Source organism: Hydrogenophaga sp. GW101-3F08 (genome assembly GCF_059424585.1).
The window spans coordinates 16,839-37,513 of record NZ_JBWKZP010000016.1; the positions used below are offsets into that span (position 1 = coordinate 16,839).

Annotated in this window: 15 protein-coding genes; 13 read left to right on the top strand and 2 right to left on the bottom strand. The window is 67.6% G+C overall.

Annotated elements, in window-relative coordinates:
• Positions 1 to 80: 80 nt before the first annotated feature.
• Positions 81 to 1,505 carry a cytochrome c oxidase accessory protein CcoG gene (ccoG, locus tag AC07YZ_RS24930; protein ID WP_494796732.1) on the bottom strand — a complete coding sequence of 475 codons (1,425 nt, stop codon included), beginning with the start codon at positions 1,503 to 1,505 and terminating at the stop codon, positions 81 to 83.
• Between the two features lie 177 nt (positions 1,506 to 1,682).
• On the opposite strand from ccoG, the gene AC07YZ_RS24935 reads away from it, so the two are divergent.
• The 10 genes from AC07YZ_RS24935 to AC07YZ_RS24980 all read left to right on the top strand — a co-directional run bounded on the left by AC07YZ_RS24935 (position 1,683) and on the right by AC07YZ_RS24980 (position 15,902).
• The gene (locus AC07YZ_RS24935; protein ID WP_494796733.1) at positions 1,683 to 3,605 is read left to right on the top strand and encodes a type IV pili methyl-accepting chemotaxis transducer N-terminal domain-containing protein; all 1,923 of its coding nucleotides are present in this window, start codon (positions 1,683 to 1,685) and stop codon (positions 3,603 to 3,605) included.
• Positions 3,602 to 4,312, top strand: a complete 711-nt coding sequence (locus AC07YZ_RS24940) for a response regulator (protein WP_494796734.1) — start codon at positions 3,602 to 3,604, stop codon at positions 4,310 to 4,312. The genes AC07YZ_RS24935 and AC07YZ_RS24940 overlap by 4 nt, the downstream gene beginning before the upstream one ends.
• 160 nt (positions 4,313 to 4,472) lie before the next feature.
• Entirely contained in the window at positions 4,473 to 5,741 is a 1,269-nt protein-coding gene (locus AC07YZ_RS24945; protein WP_226490340.1) for an MFS transporter, read from the top strand.
• A 22-nt stretch (positions 5,742 to 5,763) separates the two neighbouring features.
• Entirely contained in the window at positions 5,764 to 7,425 is a 1,662-nt protein-coding gene (locus tag AC07YZ_RS24950) for an MFS transporter (RefSeq protein ID WP_494796735.1), read from the top strand.
• 154 nt (positions 7,426 to 7,579) lie between these two features.
• A complete protein-coding gene (locus AC07YZ_RS24955; protein ID WP_494796736.1) occupies positions 7,580 to 11,374 on the top strand; it encodes a nitrate reductase subunit alpha in 3,795 nt (1,264 codons plus the stop codon).
• A gap of 20 nt (positions 11,375 to 11,394) precedes the next feature.
• On the top strand, positions 11,395 to 12,927 hold the full coding sequence (narH, locus tag AC07YZ_RS24960) for a nitrate reductase subunit beta (RefSeq protein WP_226490337.1): 1,533 nt from the start codon (positions 11,395 to 11,397) through the stop codon (positions 12,925 to 12,927).
• Positions 12,924 to 13,616: a nitrate reductase molybdenum cofactor assembly chaperone gene (gene narJ / locus AC07YZ_RS24965; RefSeq protein ID WP_413465688.1), complete on the top strand. Its 693-nt coding sequence runs from the start codon at positions 12,924 to 12,926 to the stop codon at positions 13,614 to 13,616. Before narH ends, narJ begins: the two co-directional genes overlap by 4 nt.
• 18 nt (positions 13,617 to 13,634) lie before the next feature.
• Positions 13,635 to 14,366, top strand: coding sequence for a respiratory nitrate reductase subunit gamma (gene narI, locus AC07YZ_RS24970; RefSeq protein WP_226490335.1), 732 nt, complete (start codon positions 13,635 to 13,637; stop codon positions 14,364 to 14,366).
• 18 nt (positions 14,367 to 14,384) lie between these two features.
• Positions 14,385 to 15,218 carry a peptidylprolyl isomerase gene (locus AC07YZ_RS24975; protein WP_494796737.1) on the top strand — a complete coding sequence of 278 codons (834 nt, stop codon included), beginning with the start codon at positions 14,385 to 14,387 and terminating at the stop codon, positions 15,216 to 15,218.
• 9 nt (positions 15,219 to 15,227) lie between these two features.
• Positions 15,228 to 15,902: a carbonic anhydrase gene (locus AC07YZ_RS24980; protein WP_226490333.1), complete on the top strand. Its 675-nt coding sequence runs from the start codon at positions 15,228 to 15,230 to the stop codon at positions 15,900 to 15,902.
• On the opposite strand, the gene AC07YZ_RS24985 is transcribed toward AC07YZ_RS24980, so the two are convergent.
• Positions 15,892 to 16,167 carry a hypothetical protein gene (locus AC07YZ_RS24985; RefSeq protein ID WP_226490332.1) on the bottom strand — a complete coding sequence of 92 codons (276 nt, stop codon included), beginning with the start codon at positions 16,165 to 16,167 and terminating at the stop codon, positions 15,892 to 15,894. The two genes, AC07YZ_RS24980 and AC07YZ_RS24985, sit on opposite strands and share 11 nt — an antisense overlap.
• A 72-nt stretch (positions 16,168 to 16,239) precedes the next feature.
• Here AC07YZ_RS24985 and AC07YZ_RS24990 point away from each other — a divergent pair, with 72 nt between their 5' ends.
• From AC07YZ_RS24990 to AC07YZ_RS25000, 3 genes are read left to right on the top strand one after another with little or no spacing between them, the layout of a single operon-like run.
• On the top strand, positions 16,240 to 18,690 hold the full coding sequence (locus AC07YZ_RS24990) for an adenosylcobalamin-dependent ribonucleoside-diphosphate reductase (protein WP_494796738.1): 2,451 nt from the start codon (positions 16,240 to 16,242) through the stop codon (positions 18,688 to 18,690).
• Entirely contained in the window at positions 18,687 to 20,012 is a 1,326-nt protein-coding gene (locus AC07YZ_RS24995; RefSeq protein WP_494796739.1) for an NnrS family protein, read from the top strand. The genes AC07YZ_RS24990 and AC07YZ_RS24995 overlap by 4 nt, the downstream gene beginning before the upstream one ends.
• Before the next feature lie 20 nt (positions 20,013 to 20,032).
• Complete coding sequence (locus tag AC07YZ_RS25000; protein WP_494796740.1) at positions 20,033 to 20,671, top strand: nitroreductase family protein; 639 nt, start codon at positions 20,033 to 20,035, stop codon at positions 20,669 to 20,671.
• Positions 20,672 to 20,675 lie beyond the last annotated feature (4 nt).

Sequence of the window (20,675 nt, forward strand, 5' to 3'; positions counted from 1 at the left end):
CGCGTGCGCTGAAGACGCCCTTGACCTCGCTTCAGAAAACGAGACCTACCGGTCACCCGCAGCGCATCAAACGGATAGCATCAATACTGCGGCACGATGAACGTGCTCTTCACCTGAACCGGCTCGCGCGCGCCGCCCGTGTCGGGCCCGATCTGGAACACCACCGCCAGCGTCTGGCCGCTGTGGGCCTGCGCCGTGGTGGCGGGCAGCACCAGACGCAGGGCCTGGTCGCCGGTGCTGGTGGCGGCCACGGTCAGGCTGGCGTCGGTGTCCAGCCGCAGGCCTTCCACGCCCGAGACGCTGGCGGTGTAGCGCTGGGGCTGTTCGGTGCTGTTGGTGATCTGCAGGCGGTAGGTGTTTTCGATGTTGCCGTTGCCCACCATGCGCGCGAGCGCGCCGCGGTCGCGGCTGACGGCCACCACGAAGTCGTTGCGGTTTGACAGGCTCCACACGAAGGCCGTGCCCAGCACCAGCAGCAGGGCGCCATAGATGAGCACGCGCGGGCGCCAGACGCGGCGCAGCATGCGGGCGCGGCTCCAGCCCTTTTCGATGCCGTTGCCCGAGGAATAGCGGATCAGCCCGGGGGCGTAGCCCATCTTGCCCATGACGTCGTCGCAGACGTCGATGCAGGCGGCGCAGGCGATGCACTCGTTCTGCAGGCCGTTGCGGATGTCGATGCCCGTGGGGCAGACCTGCACGCACAGGGTGCAGTCCACGCAGTCGCCCAGGCCCAGCGCTTTCGGGTCGGCCTTGCGCGGGCGGGCGCCGCGGTTTTCGCCGCGGCCGGCGTCGTAGGCGATCACCATGGAATCCATGTCGATCAGCGCGCTCTGGAAACGCGCGTAGGGGCACATCTGTTTGCACACCTGCTCGCGCAGGAAGCCGGCGTTGCCGTAGGTGGCGAAACCGTAGAAGAACACCCAGAAGGTGGCCCAGGGCGAGAGCTGAAGCGCCAGTGTCTGCGCGGTGAGGCCGTGGATGGGCATGAAGTAGCCCACGAAGGTGAAGCCGGTGAACAGTGCGATGGCGAGCCAGGCCAGTTGTTTGCCGCCTTTGCGCAGCAGCTTGGTGGCGCCCCAGGATTGGGCGTCCAGGCGCATGCGTGCGCTGCGGTCGCCCTCCAGGTGGCGCTCGACCCAGAGAAAGATCTCGGTGTAGACGGTCTGCGGGCAGGCGTAGCCGCACCAGAGCCGGCCGGCCAGGGCGGTGAAGAAGAACAGCGCCAGCGCCGAGAGCACCAGCAGCGCGGCCAGGTAGATGAAGTCCTGGGGCTGCAGGACCAGGCCAAAGATGTAGAAATGGCGCTGCTCCAGGTCGAACAGCACGGCCTGGCGCCCGTTCCAGGTCAGCCAGGGTATGCCGTAGAACACCAGCTGCGTGAGCCACACCATCACCCAGCGCCAGCGCGCGAAGCGGCCCGTGACCGAGCGCGGGTAGATCTTGCGGGTGTCCTCCACCATGGAGAACAGCACCGGCTTGGCGGCGATCGGGTTGGCGGGTGGCATGGCGGGTGTTTCAGTGGGGCCGGCCTGGGCGGTGGCCTGGATTTAATATGCATTTTAAATGAATCTAAAATACCCCAGGCTGGCGACCGGGTATCCGGCCCCCGGGCGGGGCGCAAGCCCACCCTCGGCCCGGGCACAAAGCCGCGCAGCCGCGCCGAAAGCCGCTAACCTATGCGCATGAAATCCACCGCCTCCCTGTCGACCAAGCTGGTGCGCATCGGCGCGGGCCTGCTGATCGTGGCGCTGGCCTCGATCGGGTTGACCCTGTGGGTGACCTGGCAGCTCGAAGGCGGTGCCGCGGCGGTCAACGAGGCCGGGCGCATGCGCATGCAGACCTGGCGCCTGACCAGCGCGGTGCAGGCCGGGCTGCCGGCGCCCGAGGTGGCGGCGCTGGTGGCGCAGTTCGACCAGAGCCTGGGCCTGCTGCGCGCCGGCGATCCGAGCCGCCCGTTGTTCGTGCCCTGGGACGACGAGGTCGAGCGCGAGTTCGCCAACGTGGAATCGCTCTGGCAGGTGCAGCGCGGGCTGTGGCTGCGGGACGGCCCGCTGGACGCCCAGCAGTCCATGCACGCGGCCGAGGCCTTCGTCACCGGCATCGACCGCTTCGTGCAGTCGATCGAAAACCACCTCTCGGGCTTCACGGCCATCCTCAACCTGTTCCAGTTCCTCATGATGGCACTGGCCATTGCCGCCGCCGTGGTGATGCTCTACACCGGCTACCTGTACGTGATCAACCCGCTGGGGCATTTGCGCGGGGGGCTGCGCCAGCTGGAGACGGGCGACTTCGCGGTGCGGGTCAACGTGGACACGCACGACGAATTCGGCCAGGTGGCCGCCGGCTTCAACCGCATGGCCGCCACGCTGCAGTCGCTCTACGAGGGGCTGGAGAGCAAGGTGCAGGCCAAGACGCAGCGCATCGAAGCGCAGCGCGCGCGGCTGGAGGCGCTGTACGAGGTGAGCGCCTTCCTGGCCGGTGCCAACACCATCGAAGAGCTTTCGCGCGGTTTCTCGCAGCGGGTGCGCCAGGTGGTGAAGGCCGACGCGGTGGCGGTGCGCTGGTCCGACGAGGCCAACCAGCGCTACCTGATGCTGGCGTCCGACTGCTTTCCGCAGGACATGGTGGACGAAGAGCGCAGCCTGCTGGCCGGGGCCTGCGCCTGCGGCGCGCTCAAGTCCGACGCGCGCACCCGGGTCATCCCCATCCACAGCCACGACGAGGCGCCCATGCGCCACTGCGCGCGTGCGGGCTACCAGAGCCTGGTCAGCGTGCCGGTGCGGCTGCAGCACCGCCTGATCGGCGAGATCGATCTGTTCTTTCGCAGCGAGGTCAGCCTCAACGTGGACGAAATCGGCCTGCTCGACGCGCTGGCCAGCCACCTGGCGAGTTCGCTCGAAGGCCTGCGCGCGGCCGCGCTGGAGCGCGAGGCCGCGGTGGGCGAGGAGCGCGCGCTGATCGCGCGCGAACTGCACGACTCCATTGCGCAGTCGCTGGCGTTCCTGAAGATCCAGGTGCAGCTGCTGCGCACGGCGGTGCAGAAACAGCAGCCGCAGCAGGTGGACGCCACGCTCGACGAGCTCGACGTGGGCCTGCGCGAGAGCATCAACGACGTGCGCGAGTTGCTGGTGCATTTCCGCACCCGCACCAACACCGACGACATCGAGGCCGCGCTGCAGGAGACGCTGCAGAAGTTCCAGCACCAGACCGGCCTGCCGACCCGCCTGCAGGTCGAAGGCGACGGCCTGCCGCTGCCGGCCGACGTGCAGGTGCAGGTGCTGCACGTGCTGCAGGAGGCGCTGTCCAACGTGCGCAAGCACGCGGGCGCCAGCCACGTCAGCCTGGACGTGGCCAAGGGCTCGCAGTGGCGCTTCACGGTGCGCGACAACGGCAGCGGTTTCGACCCCCAGCACACCCGCGGCGCTTCGCACGTGGGTCTGAAGATCATGCGTGAGCGGGCCCAGCGCATCGGCGCCGAGGTGGACGTGGTGTCCAGCGCCGGCCAGGGCACAGCGGTCACCCTGACCCTGCCGCCCTACCCGGTGACCGCCAGCCCGGTGGCCACGCTCGGCCTCAACCTCAACGGCATTGCCACCACCCCATGATCCAGACGCCCCCGCCCCGTATCCAGCTGATGCTGGTGGACGACCACTCCCTGTTCCGCCGTGGCCTGAAAGCGCTGCTGCAACAGGACGAGCGTTTCGACGTGGTCTGCGAGGCCGCCGACGTGGGCGAGGCGCTGCGCGGCGTGGCGCAGCAGCGGCCCGACCTGATCCTGCTCGACAACCACCTGCCCGGGGTGCGCGGGGTGGACGGCGTGGCGGCCCTGAAAGACGCGGCGCCGGGCACCCGCATCCTGATGCTCACCGTGAGCGAGAACGAGGCCGACCTGGCCGCCGCGCTGCAGGCCGGGGCCGACGGTTACCTGCTCAAGACGGTGGAGTCCGACCAGCTGTGCGACGCCATCGTCAAGGTGCTTGACGGCGAATCGGTGGTCAGCCCGGCGATGATGGGCAAGCTCTTCAGCATGTTCCGCGGCCAGCCGGCGGCGGCGGACACGGGCCCGGCGGCCTTGTCGACCCTGGTCCCGGCGACCGAGGCCAAACCCGACCCGGGCATCGACAAGCTCTCGGCGCGCGAGCGCGAGATCCTGGCGCTGATCGCGCGCGGTGGCAGCAACAAGCAGATCGCGCGCGACCTCGACATCGCCGAGACCACGGTCAAGATCCACGTGCAGCACATCCTGCGCAAGCTCAATCTGACCTCCCGCGTGCAGGCGGCGGTATACGCGGCCGGTCGCGGCCTGGGTTGATCTGGGTCAAGACCCGGTGAATCAGGCGCCGAGGTAGTTCTTCAGGACGATGGGGACCGGTGCCCCCATCGTCCGTCTGGCGAGGGCCGGGTGTCCCACCGGTGGATACCGGAAAAACCCTACAGCGCCGACAGTCATGCCATGTCTCTGGAGAAAGAACATGGCCTCTGAACTTCGAAACGAAAGAAAAGCCTGGTCGGTGCTGATCGTCAGCACGCTGGCCTTCACCGTGTGCTTCATGGTCTGGATGATGTTCGGCGTCATCGGCATTCCGATCAAGAAGGCGCTCGACCTCAACTCCACCCAGTTCGGCCTGCTCATGGCCACGCCGGTGCTCACCGGTTCGCTGGTGCGCGTGCCCCTGGGCATCTGGACCGACCGCTACGGCGGCCGCATCGTGATGGCGCTCCTGATGGCGCTCACCGTGCCCGCGATCTGGCTCATGAGCTACGCCACCGCCTACTGGCATTTCCTCACCATCGGCCTCTTCGTCGGCCTGGCCGGCGGCTCCTTCTCGGTCGGCACGCCCTACGTGGCGCGCTGGTTCCCGAAAAACCGCCAGGGCATGGCCATGGGCGTGTACGGCGCGGGCAACTCGGGCGCGGCGGTCAACAAGTTCGTGGCGCCGGTGTTGCTGGTGGCCTTTGGCTGGACCATGGTGCCGCAGGTCTACGCGGCCATCATGCTGGGCACGGTGATCCTTTTCTGGCTCTTCAGCCACAGCGACTCCTCGCACCTGGTGCCGAGCAACGTGAAGTTCACCGACCAGCTCAAGGCGCTGAAAGACCCCAAGGTGCTCAAGTACTGCCAGTACTACAGCATCGTGTTCGGCGGCTACGTGGCGCTCTCGCTGTGGATGGTGCAGTACTACGTGGGCGAGTTCGGGCTGGACATCCGCGTGGCCGCCCTGCTGGCCGCCTGCTTCTCGCTGCCCGGCGGCGTGCTGCGCGCCATCGGCGGCGTGATGTCGGACAAGTTCGGCGCGCACAAGGTCACCTGGTGGGTGATGTGGGTGAGCTGGATCTGCCTGTTCCTGCTGTCCTACCCGCAGACCGACTTCACCGTGCTCACCGTGAACGGCCCCAGGACCTTCCACATTGGCCTGAACGTCTATCTCTTCACCGGCCTGATGTTCATCCTGGGCATCTCCTGGGCCTTCGGCAAGGCCAGTGTCTTCAAGTACATCAGCGACGACTACCCCAAGAACATCGGCGCCATCAGCGGCATCGTCGGCCTGGCCGGCGGCCTGGGGGGCTTCGTGCTGCCCATCATGTTCGGCGCCCTGATGGACCTCACCGGCATCCGCTCCAGCGCCTTCATGCTGATGTACGGCGTGGTCTGGGTCTCGCTGATCTGGATGTACTGGACCGAGGTGCGCAAGGCCCAGGTCATGGGCACCGAAGCCAAATCCTTTTCTTTCCAGAACTGACTCCACCGTCAGGAACCCCACCATGAACACCAAAGCAAACCCCCTGCCTGCCTCGGTTGCTGTTGCCAGCGGCCAGGGCGCGGACATCTCTGACTGGCGGCCCGAAGACGAGCGCTTCTGGGAAAGCACCGGCAAGAAGATCGCCTACCGCAACCTCTGGATCTCGGTGCCCGCGCTGCTGTGCGGCTTCGCCGTCTGGGGCATGTGGGGCATCATCACCGTGCAGATGCTCAACCTGGGCTTCCCCTTCACCCAGGCCGAGCTGTTCACGCTGACCGCCATCTCCGGCATCTCCGGCGCCACCATGCGCATCCCGGCGTCCTTCCTGGTGCGCCTGGCCGGTGGTCGCAACACCATCTTCCTCACCACCGCCATGCTGCTGGCCCCGGCCATCGGCACCGGTGTGGCGCTGCAGCATCCCGAGTGGCCGCTGTGGGTGTTCCAGCTGCTGGCGCTGTGGTCGGGCGTGGGCGGCGGCAACTTCGCCAGCTCCATGTCCAACATCAGCACCTTCTTTCCGAAGCGGCTGCAGGGCACGGCGCTGGGCCTGAACGCGGGCCTGGGCAACTTCGGCGTCACCACCATGCAGATCGTCATCCCGCTGGTGATGACGCTGCCGCTGCTGGGCGCCTTCGGCGGTGAGTCCATGACGCTGGTGAAAGACAGCGGCTGGATCTTCGGAAAGATCGCCGCCGGCACCCCCACCTGGATCCAGAACGCCGGCTTTGCCTGGGTGCTCTCGCTGGTACCGCTGTCGATCCTGGCTTGGTTCGGCATGAACAACCTGAAGACGGTGTCGCCCGAGGCCGGCCACCCGGTGGGCGCCTTCGCCAAGGTCACCTACCTCTACACCCTGGCCTTCGTGCCGGCCATCTTCATCCTCTGGCTCTACCTGCCGGCGCCCACCGGCTTGGGCCTGCTCAACATGTGGGTGGCCATTCCGCTGGACATCATCCTGGCGCTGCTGATGATGAAGCTGGCCGCGTTCGGTTCGATGAAAGAGAACGTGAGCAAGCAGTTCGCCATCTTCCGCAACAAGCACACCTGGTCGCTCACGGCGCTCTACATCGTTACCTTCGGTTCCTTCATCGGCTTCTCAATGGTGCTGCCCCTGGCCATCACCGTGATCTTCGGCTTCCAGCACGTGGCCGACGCGGCCGGCGCGATGACGCACACGCTGAAAAACCCCAACGCTCCCTCGGCCCTGACCTACGCCTGGATCGGCCCCTTCGTCGGCGCCGCCGTGCGCCCGGTGGGCGGCTGGATCTCCGACAAGGTGGGCGGTTCCATCGTCACGCAGATCATCTCCGCCGTGATGGTGTTCGCCTCGGGTGCGGTGGGCTACGTGATGATGCAGGCCTACGGCTCGGCCACGCCCGAGCAGTACTTCCCGGCCTTCCTTGGCCTGTTCATCGCGCTGTTCGTGGCCAGCGGCATCGGCAACGGCTCCACCTTCCGCACCATCGGCGTCATCTTCGACCGCCAGCAGGCCGGCCCCGTGTTGGGGTGGACCTCGGCCGTCGCCGCCTACGGTGCCTTCATCGCCCCGGTGGTGATCGGTGCCCAGATCAAGGCCGGCACGCCGCAGCTCGCGATGTACGGCTTCGCCATCTTCTACGCCGTCTGCCTGGTGCTGAACTGGTGGTTCTATCTGCGCGCTGGTGCAGAGATCAAAAATCCATGAACACCCCCCGCGTCGCCTTCGGCGCCACCCCCCTGGGAGGGGGGCGACACCAGCCGTCTGGCAAAGCCAGCCCGGCGGTGTCCTTGGCTTCGACCCCTTCACGCATTGCGGTTGCACGGGTTGCAACGGCCCCACTTTTTTCCGGAGACCAACGATGAGTCACTTTCTCGACCGTCTGAACCATTTTTCCGCCCCGAAGGAAGCCTTCTCGGGTGACCACGGCGTCACCACCGGCGAAGACCGCACGTGGGAAGACGCCTACCGGGACCGCTGGGCCCACGACAAGATCGTGCGCTCCACCCACGGCGTGAACTGCACGGGCTCCTGCTCGTGGAAGATCTACGTCAAGGGCGGCATCGTCACCTGGGAAACCCAGCAGACCGACTACCCGCGCACCCGCGCCGACCTGCCCAACCACGAGCCGCGCGGCTGCGCCCGCGGCGCTTCGTACTCCTGGTACCTGTACAGCGCCAACCGCGTGAAGTACCCCATGGTCCGCGCGCGCCTGCTCAAGCACTGGCGCGCCGCGCTGGCCGTGGCCAAGAGCCCGGTCGACGCCTGGGCCGCCATCGTGCAGAACGACGAAGCCCGGCGCGAATGGCAGCAGCAGCGCGGCCTGGGCGGCTTCGTGCGCAGCACCTGGGACGAGGTGAACCAGCTCATCGCGAGCGCCAACGTCTACACCGCCAAGAAGTACGGCCCCGACCGCGTGCTCGGCTTCTCGCCCATCCCCGCCATGTCCATGGTGAGCTATGCCGCGGGCTCGCGCTACCTGTCGCTGATCGGCGGCGTGTGCATGAGCTTCTACGACTGGTACTGCGACTTGCCCCCGTCCAGCCCGCAGGTGTGGGGCGAGCAGACCGACGTGCCCGAGTCGGCCGACTGGTACAACTCGACTTTCATCATCGCCTGGGGCTCCAACGTGCCCCAGACCCGAACGCCCGACGCCCACTTCTTCACCGAGGTGCGCTACAAGGGCGCCAAGACGGTGGCGATCACGCCCGACTACGCCGAGATCAGCAAGCTCTGCGACCTCTGGATGCACCCCAAGCAGGGCACCGACGCGGCCGTGGCCATGGCCATGGGCCACGTGATCCTGAAGGAGTTCTATTTCGACAAGCGCTCGGCGTACTTCGACGACTACGTGCGCCGCTACACCGACATGCCCAACCTGGTGCAGCTCGAAGAGCGCACCCTGCCCGACGGCCGCACGGTGCTGGTGCCGGGGCGCTACCTGCGCGCCAGCGACTTCAACGGCAAGCTCGGGCAGGAGCACAACCCCGAGTGGAAGACGGTCGCCATCGACGAGCACGACAAGATCGTGCTGCCCAACGGTTCCATCGGTTTCCGCTGGGGCGCCGAGGGCACGGAAGACGCCGGCCAGTGGAACCTGGAGAACCGCGAAGCGCGCAACGGCGAGACCGTGCAGCTCAAGCTCAGCCTGATGGAGGGCGTGCAGCCCGACTACCAGGTGGGCGAGGTCGGGTTCCCGTATTTCGGTGGCATCGACACCCCCAACTTCAGCGCCAACAAGCAGGCCGGCGCGGTGGCCGACGTGCTGGTGCGCCAGGTGCCGGTGCGCCGCGTCAAGCTGGGCAAGGCCGGTGAAGAGCGCTACGCGCTGGTCGCCACGGTGTTCGACCTGACGGTCGCCAACTACGGCGTCAACCGCGGCCTGCCCGGCGACACGGGTGCCGCCAGCTACGACGACGACACCCCCTACACCCCCGCCTGGCAAGAGAAGATCACCGGCGTCAAGCGCGACCAGGTGATCGCCGTGGCGCGCCAGTTCGCCGACAACGCCGACAAGACCCGCGGCAAGTCCATGGTCATCATCGGTGCGGCCATGAACCACTGGTACCACTGCGACATGAACTACCGCGGCATCATCAACATGCTGATGATGTGCGGCTGTATCGGCCAGAGCGGTGGCGGCTGGTCGCACTACGTGGGCCAGGAAAAACTGCGCCCGCAGACCGGCTGGACCGCGCTGGCCTTCGCGCTGGACTGGGTGCGCCCGCCGCGCCAGATGAACAGCACCAGTTTCTTCTACGCCCACACCGACCAGTGGCGCTACGAAAAGCTGGGCGTGGAAGAAATCCTCTCGCCGCTGGCCGACAAGACCAAGTTCGGCGGCAGCCTGATCGACTACAACGTGCGCGCCGAACGCATGGGCTGGCTGCCCAGCGCGCCGCAGCTGCAGACCAACCCGATGCAGGTGGTGAAAGACGCCACCGCCGCCGGCATGGACCCCAAGGACTACGCCGTCCAGGGCCTCAAGGACGGCACGCTCAAGATGAGCTGCGAAGACCCGGATAACCCGTTGAACTGGCCGCGCAACCTGTTCGTCTGGCGCTCCAACCTGCTGGGCTCCAGCGGCAAGGGCCACGAATACTTCCTCAAGCACCTGCTGGGCACCACCCACGGCGTGCAGGGCAAGGACCTGGGGGTCGACGAGGCCAAGCCCAAGGAAGTGAAGTGGCACGACAAGGCGCCCGAGGGCAAGCTGGACCTGCTGGTCACGCTGGACTTCCGCATGAGCACCACCTGTCTGTACTCCGACATCGTGTTGCCCACCGCCACCTGGTACGAGAAGAACGACCTCAACACCAGCGACATGCACCCCTTCATCCACCCGCTGTCCACCGCGGTGGACCCGGCCTGGCAGAGCAAGAGCGACTGGGAGATCTACAAGGGTTTCGCCAAGGCCTACAGCGAGGTCTGCGTCGGCCACCTGGGCGTGGAGCGCGAGGTGGTGCTCACGCCGCTGATGCACGACACCCCCGCCGAACTGGCCCAGCCGTTTGACGTGAAGGAGTGGAGCAAGGGCGAGTGCGAGCTGATCCCCGGCAAGACCGCGCCGCAGATCCAGGTGGTGGTGCGCGACTACCCCAACACCTACAAGCGCTTCACGGCCCTGGGCCCGCTGATGGAAAAAGCGGGCAACGGCGGCAAGGGCATCGGCTGGAACACCGACACCGAGGTGGCGCAGCTCAAGGAGCTCAACGGCACCGTCAAGGCCGAGGGTGTGACCCAGGGCATGGCCCGCATCGAGAGCGACATCGACGCCTGCGAGGTGGTGTTGCAGCTCGCGCCCGAGACCAACGGCCACGTGGCGGTGAAGGCCTGGGAAGCGCTCAGCAAGATCACCGGCCGCGAGCACGCCCACCTGGCGCTGCACCGCGAAGACGAGAAGATCCGCTTCCGCGACATCCAGGCCCAGCCGCGCAAGATCATTTCGTCGCCCACCTGGTCGGGCCTCGAATCGGAAAAGGTCTCGTACAACGCCGGCTACACCAACGTGCACGAGCTGATCCCATGGCGCACCCTCACCGGCCGCCAGCACTTCTACCTGGACCACCCCTGGATGATCGCCTTCGGTGAAGGCCTCACCAGCTACCGCCCGCCGGTGGACCTGAAGACGGTGGGCGACATGATCGACCGCAAGCCCAACGGCAACAAGGAGATCTCGCTCAACTTCATCACGCCGCACCAGAAGTGGGGCATCCACAGCACGTACAGCGACAACCTGCACATGCTCACGCTCAACCGCGGCGGCCCGGTGATCTGGCTGAGCGAAGACGACGCCAAGGGCGCCGGCATCGAGGACAACGACTGGGTGGAACTGTTCAACGCCAACGGCGCCATCGCGGCGCGCGCGGTGGTGAGCCAGCGCGTGAACCCGGGCATGGTGCTCATGTACCACGCGCAGGAAAAGATCATCAACACCCCCGGCTCGGAGATCACCGGCACACGCGGCGGCATCCACAACTCGGTCACCCGCATCGTCACCAAGCCCACCCACATGATCGGCGGCTACGCGCAGTTCAGCTACGGCTTCAACTACTACGGAACCATCGGCACCAACCGCGACGAGTTCGTCATCGTGCGCAAGATGCGCAAGATCGACTGGCTCGACGGCCAGGGCACCGACACCGTTCAGGCTTGATCAGCACAGGAGAAAACAACATGAAAGTTCGTGCCCAAATCGCCATGGTGCTGAACCTGGACAAATGCATCGGTTGCCACACCTGTTCGGTCACCTGCAAGAACGTCTGGACCAGCCGCCCCGGCGTGGAATACGCCTGGTTCAACAACGTCGAGACCAAGCCCGGCATCGGTTACCCCAAGGAGTGGGAGAACCAGGACAAGTGGAACGGAGGCTGGGTGCGCAAGGCCGACGGCTCCATCGAGCCCAAGCAGGGCGGCAAGTGGAAGCTGCTCATGCGCATCTTCTCCAACCCCAACCTGCCACAGATCGACGACTACTACGAGCCCTTCACCTTCGACTACGACCACCTGCAGTCGGCCGCCGAGACCAAGGCGCCGCCGACCGCGCGCCCGCGCAGCCTGATCACCGGCCAGCGCATGGAGAAGATCGAGTGGGGTCCGAACTGGGAAGAGATCCTGGGCGGTGAGTTCAGCAAGCGCAGCAAGGACGCCAACCTGGCGAACTTCGAGCAGGTCCAGAAAGACATGGTGGGCCAGTTCGAGAACACCTTCATGATGTACCTGCCGCGCCTGTGCGAGCACTGCCTGAACCCGGCCTGCGTGGCCTCGTGCCCCTCGGGTTCGATCTACAAGCGCGAGGACGACGGCATCGTGCTGATCGACCAGGACAAGTGCCGTGGCTGGCGCATGTGCGTGAGCGGCTGCCCCTATAAGAAGATCTATTACAACTGGCAGACCGGCAAGGCCGAGAAATGCATCTTCTGCTACCCGCGCATCGAGGCCGGCCAGCCCACCGTGTGCAGCGAAACCTGCGTGGGCCGCATCCGCTACCTGGGCGTGGTGCTGTACGACGCCGACCGCATCCAGGAAGCCGCCAGCGTGGAAGACGAGAAAGACCTGTACCAGGCCCAACTCGACATCTTCCTCAACCCGAACGACCCCAAGGTGATCGAGCAGGCCCGGCTTGACGGCATCCCCGAGAACTGGATCACCGGCGCGCAGAACAGCCCGGTCTACAAGATGGCGATCGACTGGAAGGTCGCGCTGCCGCTGCACCCCGAGTACCGCACCCTGCCCATGGTCTGGTACGTGCCACCGCTCTCGCCCATCTCCTCGGCGGTCAACGCCGGCCAGATCGGCGTCAACGGCGAGCTGCCCGATTTCACGCAGATGCGCATCCCCGTGCAGTACCTGGCCAACCTGCTGACGGCCGGCGACACCGGCCCGGTGGTGCGCGCGCTCGAACGCATGCTGGCCATGCGTTCCTACCAGCGCGGCAAACACGTCGACGGCGTGCAGAACCTGGCGGTGCTGGAGCAGACCGGCCTCACGGTGGCGCAGGTCGAGGAGATGTACCACGTGATGGCGATCGCCAACTACGAAGACCGCTTCGTGATCCCGACCTCGCACCGCGAGTACGCCGAAAACGCCTTCGACCTGCGCGGTGGCTGCGGCTTCTCGTTCGGCAATGGCTGCTCGGACGGCGCTTCGGAAACGAGCCTGTTCGGCGGCGACAAGCGCCGCACGATCCCGATCCAGTCGGTTGTATGAAAGAGCGCAAGACCATGAAAAACACCCGTTATTCCCTGCGCGCCCTGGCCCGCCTGCTGGCCTACCCGGACGCTGCCTGGCGCGCCGAACTGCCGGCCTTGCTTGACGTGATCGACGAGGAGCAGGCCGTGCCGGTCGCGCGCCGCGCCGAGCTGCGCGCCCTGGCCGCTGAACTGCTGCGGCTCGATCCGTTCGAGGTGGAGGCGCGCTACGTGGACACCTTCGACCGGGGCCGCGCCACCTCGCTGCACCTGTTCGAGCATGTGCACGGCGACTCGCGCGACCGCGGCCCGGCCATGATCGATCTGGTGCAGACCTACGAGAAGGCCGGCCTGTTCCTCGGTCCCGAGGAACTGCCCGACCACCTCTGCGTGGTGCTGGAGTTCGCCTCCACGCAGCCGTCGCAGCTGGCGCGCGCCTTCCTCGCCGAGATGGCCCACATCCTCAACGCCATCTTCAGCGCCCTGCTCAAGCGCGAGAGCCCCTACGCCGCCGTGCTGGCCGCCGTGCTGGAGCTGGCCGGCCAGAAGGCGCAGGCCGTGCCGTTCGCGGCCGACGAAGCCATGGACGAGGCCTGGGCCGAGCCACAGGCCTTCGACGGCTGCAGCACGCGCGGCCAGTCGCGCCCCGGCGAACCGCAGCCGATCCACATCGTGCGCCAGTCGCCCGCGGCCCGCGCGGCCGCTTGAGACCCCTTGGAGACGCTCATGACCCCCCTTGACCAATTCCTTTTCGGCTACTACCCCTACATCGCCCTCACCGTGTTCCTGCTGGGCAGCCTGATCCGTTTCGACCGCGACCAGTACACCTGGAAAAGCGACTCCTCGCAGCTGCTGCGCGCCGGGCAGCTGCGCTGGGGCAGCAACCTGTTCCACGTCGGCATCCTGTTCCTGTTCTTCGGCCACAGCGTGGGCATGCTCACGCCGCACTTCGTGTACGAACCCTTCATGGCGGCCGGCGCCAAGCAGCTCATGGCCATGATCTCGGGCGGCCTGTTCGGCCTGCTGGGCTTCATCGGCGTGAGCATCCTGCTGCACCGCCGGCTTTCCGACGTGCGCATCCGCGTCAACTCCAAGACCAGCGACATCGTGTTGCTGGTCCTGCTGTGGCTGCAGTTCGCGCTGGGTCTGGCCACCATTCCGCTGTCGGCCCAGCACCTGGACGGCGGCATGATGATGAAGCTGGCCGAGTGGGCGCAGCGCATCGTGACCTTCCGCGCCGGAGCGCCCGAGCTGCTGGCCGAGGCCGGCTGGGTGTTCAAGGGCCACATGTTCCTGGGCATGAGCATCTTCCTGATCTTCCCCTTCACCCGCCTGGTGCACGTGTGGAGCGGCTTTGGCACGCTGGCCTACGTGGTGCGCCCTTACCAACTGGTGCGCAGCCGTCGACTGGGCATGGCGCCGCGCGCGCCACTGAGCCAGCGCGACCGCGCCGCCTGAAGCTTCCGGAGACTTTCCATGAACGCAACATCCACCACCGGCTGCGGCAGCAGCACCTGCGCCTGTTCCGAGCTGGCGCAGCCCGCGATTGCCCATGTCAACGGCATCGCCCTGCACGAGCCGGGCGAGACCCTGGACACCCAGACCCTGCGCGAACGCGCCTGCACCGAGCTGCTGCGCCAGCAGGCCGTGCGGGCCGGGCTGCTGCCGCGCTACGGTGGGCTGATCGCGCGCGCGCCCGACGAGACGCAGCGCCAGATCATCGAGGCCATGGTCGACCAGGTGGTGAGCGTGCCCGAGCCCACCGAAGACGAATGCCGGCGCCACTACGCGGCCCAGAAGAGCCGCTTCATCGTGGGCCAGGCGCTGCACGTGCGCCACATCCTGTTCGCCGTCACGCCGGGGGTGAACGTGCACGCGCTCACGCTGCGCGCCGAGGCCGCGTTGCTGGAACTCACCCGCAAGGACGTCTCGCCCGGGCGCTTCGAGCAACTGGCCGGCGAACTCTCCAACTGCCCGTCGAGCGCCCAGGGCGGCGACCTGGGCTGGCTCACGCCGGACGACTGCGCGCCCGAGCTGGCCAACGAGCTGTTTTTCCAGAGCGATTCGCGCTGGGGCATGGGCGTGCACCCGCGCCTGGTGAACACCCGGTTCGGCCTGCACATCATCGAAGTGCTGGGCCGCAAGAAAGGCCGCCTGCCCGAGTTCGAGGAACTGCGCCAGCAGATCGCCTCGCGCCTGTTGCTGCAGTCGCGCACCACGGCGCTGCGCCAGTACATGCAGCTGCTGGTGGGGGAGGCGCAGATCGAGGGCGTGGACCTGATCGGTGCTGATAGCCCCCTGGTGCAGTGATGGCCCACCATGCCTGACGACCTGCTGCTGCGCCTGCGCGATTTCCATTCGGACTATTTCCCGCGGCACCAGCAGCGCTTTCAGGACCTGGTGGCGCAGGGGCAGCATCCCAAGACGCTGTTCATCGGTTGTTCGGACTCGCGTCTGGTGCCGTACCTGCTCACTGGCGCCGCGCCGGGCGAGCTGTTCCTGGTGCGCAACGTGGGGGCTTTCATTCCGCCCTATGACCAGTCGCACGGGCTGCACGGCACCATGGCCGCGATCGAGTTCGCCGTGCTCAACCTGAAGGTGGAGCGCATCATCGTCTGCGGCCACAGCCATTGCGGCGCCATCCGCGCCGCCTACGAAGGCGCGCCCGACGAGGCGGTGGCGCTCAAGGCCTGGCTCAAGCTGGCCGACGAGGCCCTGCTGCCGGTACAGGCCAGTACCGAGGCGCTGCGCCGCACCGAGCAGCGCGCCGTGGTGCTGCAACTGGAGCGTCTGATGGATTACCCCATGGTGCGCCGCGCCGTGGAGGTCGGTCACCTCTCGTTGCACGGCTGGCATTACGTGATCGAGGACGGAGAAGTCCACGTGTTTGACGCAGAGCAAGGAGCGTTCGTGCCCGCCTCGTTAGCCTCCCACAGCGGCACCGGGCCTTACCAGCCTTATGTGGAACACGATGGACAAATCCTTACGGACTGACGAAAAAGTGCATATGGATTCGGGGGAGGGCGGAAATAATCCACGAATTGGGCCCAACCGAAGAGCGGTTGCCCATGTCAAGGCAAAATGCGGCATGGCTTTCGACCGCCTCGCCCATCGCGGCCTGAGGGGCGGAAAGCCCGACATGGGCCAGTTCGGTATCGACCAGCAACTGGGCCACGCCTTCGATGGCGACCAGCGCAAGGGTCTTTTTCTCCGCGGAGCCGGGTTGTTGCCGTTTGGCAGCCACGTCCGCTCCGTTCATGATCTGATGCGGTGGTCGCTCGCGGGCATTCGACCCCAGGCTCTCGCCTGAGCCTTACACCAGAAAACAGACATGAAACGCGACAACACCATGCGTCCCCAGGACCTGACCGCCACCCAACCCATCAGCCAGGACGTGCTGGCCGAGAAGTACCTCAAACCCGGCGAAACCGGGCTGGAAGACCTGTACCGCCGCGTGGCGCGCGCGCTGGCCTCGGTGGAAAAAGAAGCCGACCGGGCCGAGTGGGAACAGCGCTTCCTGGACAACCTGCACGTGGGCGCCATCGGCGCGGGGCGCATCATGAGCGCCGCCGGCACCGAGATCCAGGCCACCCTGATCAACTGCTTCGTGCAGCCCGTGGGCGACGCCATCCAGGGCGTGGACGCCGAGGGTTACCCCGGCATCTACGAAGCGCTGCGCGAAGCGGCCGAAACCATGCGCCGTGGCGGTGGTGTGGGTTACGACTTCTCGCGCATCCGCCCCAAGGGCGCCGAGGTCAAGGGCACGCACTCCATGGCGTCCGGTCCCTGCAGCTACATCAACGTGTTCGACCAGTCGTGTTCGACGGTCGAGAGCGCGGGCGCACGCCGCGGCGCGCAGATGGGCGTGCTGCGCATCGACCACCCGGACGTGATGGAGTTCATCACCGCCAAGCGCACCCCCGGCCGCTGGAACAACTTCAACGTGTCGGTGGGCGTGAGCGATGCCTTCATGGAAGCCGTGGGCAACGACCAGCCCTGGGAGCTGGTGCACAAGGCCAAGCCCGGCAAGACCCTGATGGAAAAAGGGGCCTACCAGCGCGGCGACGGCCTGTGGGTCTACCAGACCCTGGCCGCCACCGAGCTGTGGGACACCATCATGAAGTCGGCCTACGACTTCGCCGAGCCCGGCATCCTGTTCCTCGACAAGATCGGCACCGACAACAACCTGCACTACTGCGAAACCATCGCGGCGACGAACCCCTGCGGTGAGCAGCCGCTGCCGCCCTACGGCTGCTGCGACCTCGGTCCCATCATCCTCACGCGCTTCGTCAAGAACCCGTTCGGCTTCGGTGGTGTGCCGGCGTTTGATTTCGAGGCCTTCGAGCAGGCGGTGGCGACCCAGGTGCGCGCGCTCGACAACGTGCTCGACGTGACCTTCTGGCCGCTGGAGCAGCAGCGCGCTGAAAGCGCCGCCAAGCGCCGCATCGGCGTGGGCTTCACCGGCATGGGCAATGCGCTGGCCATGCTCTGTGTGCGCTACGACCGCGAGGAGGGGCGCCACATGGCAGCCCAGATCGCCGAGCGCATGCGCAACGCCGCCTACCTCGCCTCGGTCGAGCTGGGCAAGGAAAAGGGCGTGTTTCCCAAATTCGACGCCGAGGGTTACCTGGCCCCCGGCACCTTCGCCAGCCGCCTGCCCGAGGCGATCAAGAAGGCCATCCGCAAGCACGGCATCCGCAACAGCCACCTGCTGTCCATCGCGCCCACCGGCACGGTGAGCCTGGCCTTTGCCGACAACGCCTCCAACGGCATCGAGCCGCCGTTTTCCTGGATGTACCGCCGCAAGAAGCGCGAGGCCGATGGCTCCACCAGCGAGTACGCGGTGGAAGACCACGCCTGGCGCCTGTACCGCGAACTCGGCGGCGACGTGGACCAGCTGCCCGAGTACTTCGTCAACGCGCTGGCCATGAGCGCGGGCGAACACATCGCCATGATGGAAGCGGTGCAGCCCTTCGTGGACACCGCCATTTCCAAGACGGTCAACGTCGCGGCCGACTACCCGTTCGAAGATTTCAAGAGCCTGTACCAGAAGGCCTGGCGCGCCAACCTCAAGGGCATGGCCACCTACCGGCCCAACAACATCCTCGGCTCGGTGCTCGACACCGGCAGCGCCGCGACCGACGCCAAGGCCGCTGCCGCGCCCGCCGCCCCGGCCCCGGTGGACCCGATGCGCACCGTGATCGAGAGCCGGCCCAAGGGCGCGCTGTCGGCCGTGGCCGACAAGATCGAGTACTGGACGCAGGAAGGCCACAAGACGCTGTACATCGTGGTTTCGTTCCTGCCGGTGCCGGCCGCCGATGGCGTGGGCACGGTCGAGCGCGCGATCGAGTTCTTCATGCCCGTGGGCCAGAGCGGTGAGTCGCAGCAGTGGATCACCTCCACCATGCGCATGCTCTCGCTGGCCGCGCGCGGCGGTTTCCTGGGCCGTGCGCTGTCCGACATGCGCAAGGTGGCCTGGGACCGCGGCCCGGTGCGCCTGGGCACGTACCAGAAGGCCGACGGCACACACGTGCCGATGTGGCACGACTCCGAAGTCGCCGCCATCGCCTTCGCGCTGCAGAACATCATTGCGCGCCGCGCCCAGTCGGGCGTGGTGGCGGCCAGCGCCGCCCCGTCGGCGCCGGCCATGCCCGAGCTCGTCGGCATGCCCTCGGGCGTGATGGCGGGCAAAAAATGCCCCGAGTGCGGAGCGCACGCCATGATCCGCAAGGACGGCTGCGACTACTGCACCTCGTGCGGCCACCTCGGCAGCTGCGGATGAACACGCCCGCGCGCCCGGTGCTGCCGATCCGGCCCGTGCGCGCGCAGGCGACAACATCCGCGCCCCGGGCCGAGCCGCCCGGGCGGCGGCCCTGGCGGCCTCGGCACCTGCTGCTGGCGCCGCACCGGCTGGGGTTCGCGCTGGCCGTGCTGCTCTTGCTGGCCTCGGGCGCCTGGTGGGCGCTGGTGCAGGTGGACCGCGTGAGCGGCCTGGTGGGGCTGTCCTACGCGGTCTCGCCCACACTGGGCCACGCCTCGGTCATGACTTTCGGCTTCATCCCGCTCTTTTTCTCGGGCTTTCTGTTCACCGCCGGGCCGAAGTGGCTGGGCGTGCCGCCGCCCGCCGTGACGGCGCTGGTGGCGCCGCTGCTGCTGCAGGCCGGGGGCTGGCTGGTCTGGCTGCTCGGCTTGCACAGCGCCGCCGGGCTGGCCATGGCCGGCGCGGGTGCCGCGCTGCTGGGCCTGGTCTGGATGGTCGCCCTGTTCTGGCAACTGGTGCTGCGCAGCACCCAGCCGGACCGCCTGCACGCCAAGACCGTGGGTCTGGCCGGGGCGCTGGGCGTGGCGAGCCTGGCGCTCATGCTGGCGGCCCTGTCGTTGGACGCCTTCGACGTGGCCCGCGCCGCCGTGCTCACCGGGCTCTGGGGCTTCGTGGTAGTGACCTACCTCGTGGTGGCGCACCGCATGATCCCGTTCTTCACCTCCAGCGCGGTGCCCATGCTGGACGCCTGGCGGCCGTTCTGGGTGCTGTGGGTGCTGCTCGGCGCCGTGGCGCTCGAAGTGCTGGCGGTGTGGGCGCCTCTGGCCGGCTGGCCCCAGGGCCGGGGCTGGATGCTCAGCCTGGGCCTGATGGAGCTGGCCGCGGGCAGCGTGATCCTGTGGCTGGCCTTCGTCTGGGGGCTGGTGCAGAGCCTGAGCATCCGGCTGCTGGCCATGCTGCACCTGGGCTTTCTCTGGCTGGGCCTGTCCTTCGTGCTCGCGGGCACCTCGCAGCTGTTCGGCCTGCGGCTGGGCACGCCGGTGCTGGGCCTGGGCGCGCTGCACGCGCTCACCATGGGCTGCCTGGGCTCGCTGATGCTGGCCATGGTCACGCGCGTGTCCTGCGGCCACAGTGGGCGCACCCTGGTGGCCGACAACCTGGTCTGGGCGCTGTTCTGGCTGCTGCAACTGGCGGTGGTGCTGCGCATCACCGCCGCGCTGGAGCAGGCGCCCGTGGGCCTGCTCATGGTCGCGGCGCTGCTGTGGGTGGGCGTGATGGCGGTCTGGGGCCTGCGCATGGTCGGCTGGTACGGCCGCGTGCGCGTCGACGGCCGCCCGGGCTGAGCGCTTGAGCGTCTTTCCCCATGCCTTCCATGCGCGCCACATCCCCCCATGACGCCGAGGCCCCCGACTGGGCCGCCATCGCGGGCGAGCTGATCCAGGCGCGCCAGACCGTGCTGCCCAAGCGCCTGGTGGCGCCCGGCCCCGACGCCGCGCAGCAGCAGACCATCCTGGCCGCGGCCGCCGCCGCGCCCGACCACCGCCAGCTCCTGCCCTGGCGCTTCATCGCCGTGCCACCCGAGCGGCGCGGCGCGCTCGCCGAGGCGTTTGCCCAGGCCCTGCTCGAACGCGATCCCGCCGCCGCCGCCGAGCAGGTGGCGCAGGCGGGTGACAAAGCGCACCGCGCGCCCTGGCTCATGCTGGTGGTGGTGGACAGCCTGTGCGGCGACCCCCGGGTGGATCTGCACGAGCGCATCCTGTCCGCCGGCTGCGCGGTGCAGAACGTGCTGCTCATGGCCACCGCGCTGGGCTTCGGCTCGGCGCTCACCAGCGGCCAGGCGCTCGGCTCGGACAGCCTGCGCCGGCTCTTCGCCCTGCGCGAGGGGCAGCACGCGCTGTGCTTCATCAGCATCGGCACCGCGCTGTCGCACGGCGGATCGCGCGTGCGGCCCGCCGTGGCCGATTTCTTTCGCACGCTGGGCGACGATTCGCCCGGCGCCTGACCCC

Excerpts from the sequence above, each read along its gene's own strand:
- AC07YZ_RS24985 (WP_226490332.1), bottom strand. The coding sequence starts at position 16,167 with ATGAACGGAGCGGACGTGGCTGCCAAACGGCAACAACCCGGCTCCGCG.
- AC07YZ_RS24950 (WP_494796735.1), top strand. The coding sequence starts at position 5,764 with ATGAACACCAAAGCAAACCCCCTGCCTGCCTCGGTTGCTGTTGCCAGC.
- AC07YZ_RS24975 (WP_494796737.1), top strand. The coding sequence starts at position 14,385 with ATGAACGCAACATCCACCACCGGCTGCGGCAGCAGCACCTGCGCCTGT.
- AC07YZ_RS24980 (WP_226490333.1), top strand. The coding sequence starts at position 15,228 with ATGCCTGACGACCTGCTGCTGCGCCTGCGCGATTTCCATTCGGACTAT.
- AC07YZ_RS24990 (WP_494796738.1), top strand. The coding sequence starts at position 16,240 with ATGAAACGCGACAACACCATGCGTCCCCAGGACCTGACCGCCACCCAA.
- AC07YZ_RS24935 (WP_494796733.1), top strand. The coding sequence starts at position 1,683 with ATGAAATCCACCGCCTCCCTGTCGACCAAGCTGGTGCGCATCGGCGCG.
- AC07YZ_RS24995 (WP_494796739.1), top strand. The coding sequence starts at position 18,687 with ATGAACACGCCCGCGCGCCCGGTGCTGCCGATCCGGCCCGTGCGCGCG.
- AC07YZ_RS24945 (WP_226490340.1), top strand. The coding sequence starts at position 4,473 with ATGGCCTCTGAACTTCGAAACGAAAGAAAAGCCTGGTCGGTGCTGATC.
- narJ (WP_413465688.1), top strand. The coding sequence starts at position 12,924 with ATGAAAGAGCGCAAGACCATGAAAAACACCCGTTATTCCCTGCGCGCC.
- ccoG (WP_494796732.1), bottom strand. The coding sequence starts at position 1,505 with ATGCCACCCGCCAACCCGATCGCCGCCAAGCCGGTGCTGTTCTCCATG.
- AC07YZ_RS24955 (WP_494796736.1), top strand. The coding sequence starts at position 7,580 with ATGAGTCACTTTCTCGACCGTCTGAACCATTTTTCCGCCCCGAAGGAA.
- narI (WP_226490335.1), top strand. The coding sequence starts at position 13,635 with ATGACCCCCCTTGACCAATTCCTTTTCGGCTACTACCCCTACATCGCC.
- AC07YZ_RS25000 (WP_494796740.1), top strand. The coding sequence starts at position 20,033 with ATGCCTTCCATGCGCGCCACATCCCCCCATGACGCCGAGGCCCCCGAC.
- AC07YZ_RS24940 (WP_494796734.1), top strand. The coding sequence starts at position 3,602 with ATGATCCAGACGCCCCCGCCCCGTATCCAGCTGATGCTGGTGGACGAC.
- narH (WP_226490337.1), top strand. The coding sequence starts at position 11,395 with ATGAAAGTTCGTGCCCAAATCGCCATGGTGCTGAACCTGGACAAATGC.